Source organism: Streptomyces capparidis, assembly GCF_054782095.1.
Genome location: NZ_BAAGTD010000002.1, coordinates 286,662 through 295,733 on the forward strand (window position 1 = coordinate 286,662; position 9,072 = coordinate 295,733).

General features: G+C 75.2%; 12 protein-coding genes. 8 read left to right on the top strand and 4 right to left on the bottom strand.

Going from position 1 to position 9,072, the window contains the following annotated elements; translation table 11 throughout:
* Positions 1–21: 21 nt before the first annotated feature.
* On the bottom strand, positions 22–441 hold the full coding sequence (locus tag ACYVO2_RS03330) for a nuclear transport factor 2 family protein (RefSeq protein WP_461006010.1): 420 nt from the start codon (positions 439–441) through the stop codon (positions 22–24).
* Between the two features lie 101 nt (positions 442–542).
* On the opposite strand from ACYVO2_RS03330, the gene ACYVO2_RS03335 reads away from it, so the two are divergent.
* From ACYVO2_RS03335 to ACYVO2_RS03345, 3 genes are all read left to right on the top strand, one after another.
* Positions 543–1,088 (top strand): TetR/AcrR family transcriptional regulator, encoded by a 546-nt coding sequence (locus ACYVO2_RS03335; RefSeq protein WP_461006011.1) that lies wholly within the window; start codon positions 543–545, stop codon positions 1,086–1,088.
* A gap of 577 nt (positions 1,089–1,665) precedes the next feature.
* The gene (locus ACYVO2_RS03340; RefSeq protein WP_461006012.1) at positions 1,666–2,184 is read left to right on the top strand and encodes a cupin domain-containing protein; all 519 of its coding nucleotides are present in this window, start codon (positions 1,666–1,668) and stop codon (positions 2,182–2,184) included.
* Positions 2,185–2,283: 99 nt separating this feature from the next.
* On the top strand, positions 2,284–3,078 hold the full coding sequence (locus ACYVO2_RS03345) for a VOC family protein (protein WP_461006013.1): 795 nt from the start codon (positions 2,284–2,286) through the stop codon (positions 3,076–3,078).
* A 9-nt stretch (positions 3,079–3,087) separates the two neighbouring features.
* Here the strand turns inward: ACYVO2_RS03345 and ACYVO2_RS03350 are convergent, their stop codons facing one another.
* A complete protein-coding gene (locus ACYVO2_RS03350) occupies positions 3,088–3,540 on the bottom strand; it encodes an Lrp/AsnC family transcriptional regulator (RefSeq protein ID WP_461006014.1) in 453 nt (150 codons plus the stop codon).
* 93 nt (positions 3,541–3,633) lie between these two features.
* Between ACYVO2_RS03350 and ACYVO2_RS03355 the strand changes: the two genes are divergently transcribed.
* From ACYVO2_RS03355 to ACYVO2_RS03370, 4 genes are all read left to right on the top strand, one after another.
* Positions 3,634–4,542 (top strand): LLM class flavin-dependent oxidoreductase, encoded by a 909-nt coding sequence (locus ACYVO2_RS03355; protein ID WP_461006015.1) that lies wholly within the window; start codon positions 3,634–3,636, stop codon positions 4,540–4,542.
* Positions 4,539–4,964 carry a nucleoside deaminase gene (locus ACYVO2_RS03360; RefSeq protein ID WP_461006016.1) on the top strand — a complete coding sequence of 142 codons (426 nt, stop codon included), beginning with the start codon at positions 4,539–4,541 and terminating at the stop codon, positions 4,962–4,964. Before ACYVO2_RS03355 ends, ACYVO2_RS03360 begins: the two co-directional genes overlap by 4 nt.
* Before the next feature lie 345 nt (positions 4,965–5,309).
* Entirely contained in the window at positions 5,310–6,131 is an 822-nt protein-coding gene (locus ACYVO2_RS03365; RefSeq protein WP_461006017.1) for a DUF3152 domain-containing protein, read from the top strand.
* A gap of 25 nt (positions 6,132–6,156) precedes the next feature.
* Positions 6,157–6,957: an alpha/beta fold hydrolase gene (locus ACYVO2_RS03370; RefSeq protein ID WP_461006018.1), complete on the top strand. Its 801-nt coding sequence runs from the start codon at positions 6,157–6,159 to the stop codon at positions 6,955–6,957.
* A 9-nt stretch (positions 6,958–6,966) separates the two neighbouring features.
* On the opposite strand, the gene ACYVO2_RS03375 is transcribed toward ACYVO2_RS03370, so the two are convergent.
* Positions 6,967–7,794 carry a hypothetical protein gene (locus ACYVO2_RS03375; protein WP_461006019.1) on the bottom strand — a complete coding sequence of 276 codons (828 nt, stop codon included), beginning with the start codon at positions 7,792–7,794 and terminating at the stop codon, positions 6,967–6,969.
* A 94-nt stretch (positions 7,795–7,888) separates the two neighbouring features.
* Between ACYVO2_RS03375 and ACYVO2_RS03380 the strand changes: the two genes are divergently transcribed.
* The gene (locus tag ACYVO2_RS03380; protein ID WP_461006020.1) at positions 7,889–8,782 is read left to right on the top strand and encodes a hypothetical protein; all 894 of its coding nucleotides are present in this window, start codon (positions 7,889–7,891) and stop codon (positions 8,780–8,782) included.
* On the opposite strand, the gene ACYVO2_RS03385 is transcribed toward ACYVO2_RS03380, so the two are convergent.
* Positions 8,757–8,945 (bottom strand): hypothetical protein, encoded by a 189-nt coding sequence (locus ACYVO2_RS03385; RefSeq protein ID WP_461006021.1) that lies wholly within the window; start codon positions 8,943–8,945, stop codon positions 8,757–8,759. The genes ACYVO2_RS03380 and ACYVO2_RS03385 overlap by 26 nt on opposite strands.
* Positions 8,946–9,072: the final 127 nt, after the last annotated feature.

Genomic DNA, 9,072 nt, shown 5'->3' on the forward strand with positions numbered 1-9,072 from the left:
AACCCCACCACGGCGGCCGGGTCAGACGGCGACGCGGCGCTCCTGAGGGGTGATCGGCAGGTCGTTGATGCTGGCGTACCGGGCGCGCATCAGCCCGCGCCCGTCGAACTCCCAGTTCTCGTTCCCGTACGCGCGGAACCACTGCCCGTCCGCGTCGTGGTACTCGTACTCGAACCGCACCGCGATCCGGTTCCCGGTGTACGCCCACAGCTCCTTGCGCAGCCGGTAGCCCAGCTCCCGCTGCCACTTGCGGGTGAGGAACGCGACGATCTCCTCCCGCCCGCTGAGGAACTCGTCCCGGTTCCGCCACCGCGAGTCCTCGGTGTACGCGAGCGCGACCCGGCGCGGATCACGGGTGTTCCACGCGTCCTCGGCGAGCTGCACCTTCCGCCGGGCGGTCTCCTCGGTGAACGGGGGCAGGGGCGGCCTGGACTCCGACATGGTCTTCCTCTCCTCCGACCGGTGGGAGAACGATCGTTCTCCCGCTCTCCCCGCTACCGTAGGAGAACGACCGTTCTCGCACAAGGAAGGGGCGGCGGCACATGGATGACGAAACCGCCAGGACACGGGTGCTCGACGCCGCGGAGGAGCTCTTCTACGCCCGCGGCGTGCAGGCCGTCGGCATGGACGCCGTCCGCGCCGCCTCCGGCGTCTCCCTCAAACGCCTCTACCGGCTCTTCCCCGCCAAGGCCGACCTGGTCGAGGCGTACCTCAGACGCCGCGACACCCGCTGGCGGGAACGGCTCGCCGCGCACGTGGCCGCCGTGGACGACCCCCGCGAGCGCGTCCTCGCCGTCTTCGACTGGCTGCACCTGTGGTTCACCGAACCCGGCTTCCGCGGCTGCGCCTTCGTCAACTCCTTCGGCGAACTCGGCGCCACCTCCCCCGCCGTCGCCCGCGCCGCCCGCGACCACAAGGAGGCCGTCCACGCCCACCTGACCACCCTGGCCCCCGCCCCCCTGGCCGACCAGCTCGCCCTCCTCATGGAAGGCGCCATCACCACCGCCGCCCTCACCGGCACCCCCACCCCCGCCACCACCGCCCGCGAGGCGGCGCGCGCGCTGCTGGACGCGTTCGGGGTGCGCTGAGAACCGGGGCGGGGCGCGGTGGGCCTTCCGCCGCGGTTCAGCGGCGGTCGGTGGCGCGAGGATGCCCTGTTCCCGCGAAGGTGATCCAGCAGGTGTCGTGGGCGGCGTCCAGCAGATACCAGACGCGTCCGCCGCCGGTCACTTCGATCTGCCACTGCTCGCAGACCCGTCCGCGGTGGGTGCCGGGAACGCATCCGGCACCGGCTGAACGCCGAGGGCGGCCTGCCCATCCACGGCAGCCGCGTGCACATCTCACCCGACGGCGTCTGCCACTTCACACGCGGCGGATGGTCGGCCTCCTACGGCTGATCGCACCTGCCCGTCGCACGGGCGGCGGCTCGCGCTGGAACGGGACGGGCGGGCGGCACACGTCCTCATCGACCGGGCGATCGGCATCTGGCTGTGCACGCGTTGGTGCCAACGGAGTCGGGCGGCCCGCAGCCCGGGGCGAGCCCCCGCCGCTGGGCCGGTCGTCGGAAGGTGCCCCAGGACCCACCGAGATCATCCGGAGGCCGGATGCCGACTCCCGGGGACGCGGGTCACCATGCCGGTGGAGACCTGCACGAAGGAGCGCGTCATGTCGTACCCGGAGCACTTCCAGTACCCGGAGCCCCGCTACCACGGTGACAAGGGTGAGGTGAACGCGGTCTTCCGTCCTGCGGATACGCCGCCGGACATCTCCTCGCCCGGTGGCTCGACCCACTACCTGGCCACCGGGGAGTCGACCGGCGGGGAGTTCGGGCTGTACAAGGCGGTGCTGGGGCCGCGGTCCCCGGGAGCGAAGGCCCACTTCCACCGGGCGATCTCGGAGTCGTTCTACATCCTGTCGGGGGAGCTGGAGCTCTTCGACGGCGAAAGGTGGGTGACGGGGCGCGAGGGGGATTTCCTGTACGTGCCGGTCGGTGGCCTGCACGCGTTCCGGAACGCGACCGACGAGCCCATGTCCATGCTCATGCTCTTCACCCCGGGCGCGCCGCGCGAGGAGTACTTCGAGCGGGTGGCGGAGATGACGCGGCGCGGTGGGGAGGAGCTCAAGCAGTTCCGCGTCCGGCACGACAGCTACTTCGTGGAGGACTTCGAGGGCGGGGCGGAGTAGGGCGGTGGGGGCGCCGTCCCTCTGACGGAAGCGGTCGGGGGGCGAAGGGCGGGGGTGGGTGTCACGCTGGCGTCACGGACACCGGGAAGGACACGGACCATGATCACCACCGAATTCGTCACCGGCTCCCCGTGCTGGGTGGACCTCGGCGCCCCGGACGTGGACGCCGCGGCGCGGTTCTACAGCGCGGTGCTCGGCTGGGAGTACCAGTCCATGGGGCCCGACGCGGGCGGGTACGGCCTCTTCCGGGTGGGCGGGAAGACCGCCGCGGGGCTCGGGCCGCTGTCGGAGGAGGGGGCCAGGTCGGCGTGGATGCTGTACTTCCGGCACCCGGACGCGGAAGCCGCGGCCCGCGCCGTCGAGGAGGCGGGGGGCCGGGTGCGGGTGGCGCCGATGGGCATGGGGGACGAGGGGCGGATGGCGCAGTTCACCGACCCGCAGGGCGGGCAGTTCGCCGTGTGGCAGCCGGGCACGGACCCGGGTCTCGAGGTGGTGGACCAGCCGGGCAGCCTGTGCTGGACGGAGCTGTACACCACGGACGCGGAGGCCGCGAAGCGGTTCTACGGTTCGCTGTTCGGCTGGACCACCCAGGCGATGCCGCTGCCGGACGACGGCGGGGCGTACGAGCTGGTCCTCCCGGCGGGGCTGGGCGAGGAGCGGATGCAGGGCGGCATCATGCAGTTGCGCCCGGAGGACCTGCGCCTGACCGGCGGCCGCCCCTACTGGCACCCGGTGTTCGCGGTGGACGACTGCGACGCCGTGGTGGGCAGGCTCACCGAGCACGGCGGCACGGTCGAGATGGGCCCGGAGGACGCGGAGGGCGTGGGGCGCCTCGCGGTGTGCGTGGACCCGGCGGGCGCGGACTTCGTGGTGCTGACCCCGGCGGGCGGCTGATCCGGCGCGCTACTGCTCGCCCCGGGGCATCCCGCGGAACGGCAGCGTGCGGCGGTAGACGACGCTGGTCGTGGCGTTGCCGAACTCGGACAGCTCGTCCACCACCCGCTCCAGGTGGGTCATGCTGGTCGCGGTCACCTTCAGCGTGTAGCAGTCCTCCCCGGTGGTGCGCAGGCACTCCAGGATCTCGGGGCGCCGCTCCAGCAGCCGGTGCAGCGGCTGGTGTCTGCTGCCGGGGTACTTCAGGCGCACCAGGGCGAGCAGCGGGTAGCCCAGTTTCTCCAGGTCGACGTCGGCCCGGTAGCCGGTGATGACACCGGATGCCTCCAGGCGCTTGACCCGTTCGGTGGTGGCGGAGGCGCTGAGGTTCACCCGCCGTCCCAGCTCGGTGAGCGGTAGGCGGCCGTCCTGCTGGAGCTCCGCGAGGATGGCCCAGTCCGTCGCGTCAAGACTCATGGTCATTGGCCAAAAATACCGGGACTTCCCCGGTGAGCGCCCCGCTGGTCAGGCAGGAATCCCTTCCGGCGGTCGTCGGCCGCTGACTAGCCTGAGGCGATGCGAATAGGCGTGAACGTCCCGAATTTCGGCCCCGGCACCGACCCGGAAGGGCTGCGGCGCTGGGCGATGACGGTGGAAGGACTCGGCTACGACCTGCTCATGGTCTCCGACCACGTCGCGGTGACCCCGGACGTCGCCGAGCAGTACCCGGCGCCGTTCTACGAGCCCTTCACCACCCTGTCGTGGCTGGCCGGGGTCACCGAGCGGATCAGTCTGGGCACCACGGTGCTGATCCTGCCCTACCGGCATCCGCTGCTGACCGCCCGCATGGCCGCCAACCTGGACCGGCTCAGCGGCGGGCGCCTGGTCCTCGGGGTGGGCGTCGGCTGGGCCAAGCAGGAGTTCGCGGCGCTCGGGGTGCCGTTCGAGCGGCGCGGGGCGCTCACCGACGAGTACCTGGACGCGCTCCGCGCCGCCTGGGAGAACGAGAAGGACTACGGCACCGGCCGGATCCCGGTGTGGGTGGGCGGCAACAGCGAGGCCGGGATGCGCCGGGCCGTGCGCACCGGCGACGCCTGGCATCCGCTGCGGAACACCCTGCCGTGGCTGCGCGAGGCGAAGCGGCGGCTGGAGGCGGTCGCCGCCGAGCAGGGCCGCCCGGTGCCCGCGTTCGCGCCGCGGATCGTGCTGAAGCTCACCGACACGCCGGTCACCGGGGAGGACCGCCCGGCGGGAGTGGGCACCCTCGGGCAGATCCTGGACGACCTGGAGCAGTTGCGCCTGCTCGGCGCCGACACCGTGGTCCTCGACCCGTTCGACGGCGACCCGGCCGAGACCTGCCACCCGCAGGCGGCCTGGCAGGCGCTGGCGACGGTGGCCGCGCACCGGGCGCTGGCCCCCGGGGGCGCCGCCGCCGACCCGTTCGAGCAGCTCCTCGGCGGCCTGGACCCGGAGGTGGAGCGGTGACCCCCGAGGACGAGTACTTCCTGCGGCGGGCCATCGGACTCGCCGCCCAGGCCCGCGCGAGCGGCGACGCGCCGTTCGGCTCGCTGCTGGTCGGCCCGGACGGCAAGGTGCTGGCCGAGGACTGGAACACCGTGCTGACCGACCGGGACATCAGCGCCCACCCCGAGCAGAAGCTGGCCCGGTGGGCGGCGCGCGAGCTGGACCCGGAGACGGCCGCCGGGACCACCATGTACACCAGTTGCGAGCCCTGCGGGATGTGCGCGGGCGCGATCGACCGCTCCGGCCTGGGCCGGGTGGTGTTCGCGCTGTCCACCGAGCAGCTCACCGCCCTCAAGCCGGTCGGCCCCGCCTCGGTGGTGGTGCTGGAGGGCCCGGCGCTGTACGACGAGGCCCGGATCCCCCTGGAGGGGTATTACCACTGACCGGGGTTCTCAGGGTTCGGCTCCCTCCGCAGGTGGACCCGCGCCTGCACCCGGAGGCCGACGCCGGGCCGCGGGAACCGCCCGGGAGGCCGACGCGCGCGGGGCCGCGGTGGAGGGATCGTCGTCCCATGGAGATCTACACCGTGTTCCAGACCGTCCTCGCCTCCCTCGCGGGCCTGTGCCTGCTGGCCGCGGGCGGCTACGCCGCCGTCACCGCGTTCACCGGGCCCGGCACCGACCACTGACCCCTCGGCCCGGCCGCACCCGGACCCCGGCGACCGCGCCCGGATCCCGGCGGCCGCGCCCGAGGGCAACCCGCGCCGCCGCCCGCCGGGTTGACCAGGTGTGAACGACACGAAGAGCCGGCTCGCACGCCTCCTTCCGTCCACCGTCGCCCTGGTCGCCGCGGCGCTGCTCGCCGGGTGCGCGGGCCCGGCCCCGGCGGCCGGACGGTCCGCGGCGCCCCCGGCCGCGGCGTCCGCCACCGCCGGCGCGGACAGCGCGGACGCCGGCGGCCCCGCCACCCCGCAGGCCGCCGTGTCCGGGCCGGCCGCGCCCGACCCGCCCAGCCACGAGGAGCGGATGGCCGCCCGGTACCCCCTGGACCCGGCGCTGAAGCTGTCCGGCCGCTTCCGCACCCTCGGCGGCGACGGCGAGCCCACCGGGCCCGGCCCCGTGGTGCGCTACCGCGTGGACGTGGAGGAGGGCCTGCCGCTGGACGGCGAGCTGTTCCGCGAGGCCGTGGACCGCACCCTGGCCGACCCGCGCGGCTGGACCCACGGCGGCGTCCGCGCGTTCCGGCGGGTCGGCTCCGGCCCGGCCGACGTGGTGCTGACCCTGGCCAGCCCCGGCACCACCGCGGAGTGGTGCGCCCGGTCCGGCCTGGACGTCACCCGGCTCAACGTCTCCTGCGACTCCGCCTCCACCGAGCGCACCATGATCAACGCCTGGCGGTGGGCCCAGGGCGCGCAGACCTTCGGCCCGGACCGGATGCACGAGTACCGTCAGATGCTGATCAACCACGAGACCGGCCACCGCCTCGGGTTCGGCCACGTGGTCTGCCCGCGCCAGGGCGCGCTCGCCCCGGTGATGATGCAGCAGACCAAGTTCCTCACGATCGGCGGCGTCACCTGCCGCCCGAACGCGTGGCCGAACCCGGAGGGATGAGCGCCGCACCACCCGGGGAGGCCCCATGACCTGGACCGAACGCACCGTCACCCGCGACGGGGTGCGGCTGCGCTGCGTGGAGCGGGACGGCCCGGGGCCGGCCGTGGTGCTGCTGCACGGGCTCGCCGGGCACGCCGGGGAGTGGGCGGCGGCCACCGCGGACCTGGCCGGCCGGTACCGGCTGGTGGCGGTGGACCAGCGCGGCCACGGCGGCAGCGAGCGCCGCCCCGGCGACATGTCGCGCGCCGCGCACGTCGCCGACACGGCCGCCGTCGTCGAGCGCCTCGGCCTGGGACCGGTGTTCCTGGTCGGCCAGTCCCTCGGCGGGCTCACCGCCATGCAGACCGCCGCCGCGCACCCGGAGCTGGTCCGCGGCCTGGTGATGGTGGAGGCCGGGCCCGGCGGCAGGGACACCGGAGGGCAGCGGCGGATCGCCCGCTGGCTGGACTCCTGGCCGGTGCCGTTCCCGTCCCGGGACGCCGCGGCGGAGTTCTTCGGCGGCGGCCCGGCCGGCCGGGGCTGGGCCGACGGCCTGGCGGAGCGGGACGGCGGGTGGTGGCCGCGCTTCGAGCGGGACGTGGTGGTCGCCGCGCTGGCCGAGCACGCGCGGCGGGACTTCTGGGACGAGTGGCGGAGCGTGCGCTGCCCCACCCTGGTCGTGCTGGCCCGCGACGGGTTCCTGCCGCCGGGTGACGTGGAGCGGATGCCGCGGGAGCGGCCGGAGGGGGTGACGGCGGTGAGCGTGCCCGGCACCGGCCACGACCTGCACCTGGAGCGGCCCGACGCGCTCGCCGCGCTGCTCGCCGCGTTCCTCGGCGAGGGCTGAGACCGGCGCTCAGCCCTCGCCCGGGGCCAGGCGGCGCACCCGGTCCGGGTCCCCGGCGAGCAGGTCGGCGTGGGTGAGGGCGAAGTCGCCGTTGGGCAGGGCACCGGTGTGGGCGGCGCCGATCACCGCGTCGGGCAGACAGGCGCGCAGGGAGTGCCGCAGCCGGGGCGGGTAGGCGACGGGGCAGCCCCACCCGGCGGGCGCCTCGTCCGAGCCGAACAGCACCCAGTGGTCCACCGGCACCCGGGCGTCCAGCGACGGCGGCCCGCCGGTGTGGCAGTCCAGGGCGGGCGCCACCAGCAGGTCGGGCTCCAGCGGCTCGTACCACAGCAGCAGCGGCTTGGCCCGCCTGGCGTCGGCGTTGTCGAAGCAGCACACGGCGACGGTGTGCAGCGGGTAGTGGACGGCGTAGAACTCCAGCAGCGCCGGGTCGAGCCGGGGGCGGCGGCGCTCCGGGACCCGGGCCAGGGCGGCCGGGATCGCGGTGGGGTCGGCGGCCAGCAGCACCGTGTACACGTCGTGCTCGAAGACCCGCACCCGCTCCGCGCCGTCCCACCCCATCCAGGCGATGCCGTCGTCCGGGCCCACGGAGCGGGGGCGGACGGCGTCCACCATGCGGGTCAGCAGGTCGGGCACGCCCGCCGTGGACACGAAGTTGCCCGGCCCCACGGTGGGCAGCGCGGGCAGGTGCAGCAGCATCGCGTTGGGGCCCGCGGCCAGGTTCACGGCGGTGTTCTGGTAGCCCAGCACATGGATCAGCCCGTGCCCGGGGCGCCGCACCCGCCCGGCGTACACCGTGGTGCCGGAGAACTCGGCGCGGTCGGTGGAGACGCACATGGCGGCCACCGTATCCCGGGGCGGGGAACCGGCCCGCGCCCGGCGCCGTCCAACCGCCGCACCCGGGGCGGACCCGGGGAGAAGGGGGCGGGCGATGCGCGTGCGGCGAGGGGGCGGCCTGGCGGCGGTGCTGGTGGCCGCCGCGGTGGCGGGGTGCGGCGGGGACGGCGGCCAGGTCCCCGCGGACCTGGTGACGTCGGGCAGCCCGCCGCCCACCCCGTACCGCGGACCGCTGCACGTGCCGGTGGCGGAGCCCGCCGACGACGAGGAGGCCGACTCGGAGGAGCCCGAGGCGATCATGGCCAGGGCGGGCGCCGCCGGGCTGGCCCTGGAGTGCGACGGGGACGTGTACTCCGGCGGAGGCGGCGACCGGTGGAGCGAGGGCGACGGCGGCGACACCCCCGAGGAGGGCCTGCTCGCCTGGTTCGACATCGAGCAGCCCGGCCTGCCCGAGTCCGGCTACCGCGTGGAGCGCCGGGAGCCGGACCGGGTGCTGTTCTCGCTGGACGTGGCCGGCGAGACGAAGGTCGCCGTCGTCGTCGCCAAGGACCAGCCGCACCGCCCCGGCTGGGGCCCGGACAGCACCGCCTCCTGCGACCCGGCCGAGCTGCCGGAGAGCTTCACCGATGCCAGGCCCGACGCGTACGAGATCTGGACGGACCGCGACGGCCGCCGGGTACCCACCACCGCGGTGAGCAGCAACACCGGGCCCGAGCACTGCGAATGGCAGACGGCGCACTTCCTCGGCACCGGCCGCGGCCCCGACGCGCGCCTGTACGCCCGCGACCCCGAGGGCGTGCTGCCGCGGGAGATGCTCACCGCCCCCTTCGACGCCACGGCGGCCCTGCCCCGCGACGCGGAGGACACCGGTTACCGGCTGCGGGACTGGCAACTGTGGACGGTCCCCGACCGCTCCGCGGTGTATGTGCGCACCCCCGCGGGCGTGGAGAAGTGGCCGCAGGTCAGGAGGGGGATGGGCTGCGCGTGACGGCGCCGCCGCCCGGCCCGTCGTCCGCGCACGGCCCCGCCCCGCCCGCCCCGGCGGCCAGCGCCGCCGCCAGCTCCGTGGTCAGCCCCCCGCCGCGCGCGTACGCCGCCGCGTACCCCGCCTCGCCCAGCGCCCACCGCGCCGCCGCCGCCACCCGGGCCACGTCCCCCCGCTCCCCGTCCGGCAGCGGCGCGCCCGCGGACGCCCGGGCCGAAGTCGGATCGTAGCCATGTCGTTCTGTGAGCCAAGGAGGTGTGCCTTCCGATTGTCTTCCTAAGACCGCTTGGCCT

Excerpts from the sequence above, each read along its gene's own strand:
- ACYVO2_RS03330 (WP_461006010.1), bottom strand. The coding sequence starts at position 441 with ATGTCGGAGTCCAGGCCGCCCCTGCCCCCGTTCACCGAGGAGACCGCC.
- ACYVO2_RS03380 (WP_461006020.1), top strand. The coding sequence starts at position 7,889 with ATGCGCGTGCGGCGAGGGGGCGGCCTGGCGGCGGTGCTGGTGGCCGCC.
- ACYVO2_RS03345 (WP_461006013.1), top strand. The coding sequence starts at position 2,284 with ATGATCACCACCGAATTCGTCACCGGCTCCCCGTGCTGGGTGGACCTC.
- ACYVO2_RS03370 (WP_461006018.1), top strand. The coding sequence starts at position 6,157 with ATGACCTGGACCGAACGCACCGTCACCCGCGACGGGGTGCGGCTGCGC.
- ACYVO2_RS03335 (WP_461006011.1), top strand. The coding sequence starts at position 543 with ATGGATGACGAAACCGCCAGGACACGGGTGCTCGACGCCGCGGAGGAG.
- ACYVO2_RS03355 (WP_461006015.1), top strand. The coding sequence starts at position 3,634 with ATGCGAATAGGCGTGAACGTCCCGAATTTCGGCCCCGGCACCGACCCG.
- ACYVO2_RS03350 (WP_461006014.1), bottom strand. The coding sequence starts at position 3,540 with ATGACCATGAGTCTTGACGCGACGGACTGGGCCATCCTCGCGGAGCTC.
- ACYVO2_RS03340 (WP_461006012.1), top strand. The coding sequence starts at position 1,666 with ATGTCGTACCCGGAGCACTTCCAGTACCCGGAGCCCCGCTACCACGGT.
- ACYVO2_RS03375 (WP_461006019.1), bottom strand. The coding sequence starts at position 7,794 with ATGTGCGTCTCCACCGACCGCGCCGAGTTCTCCGGCACCACGGTGTAC.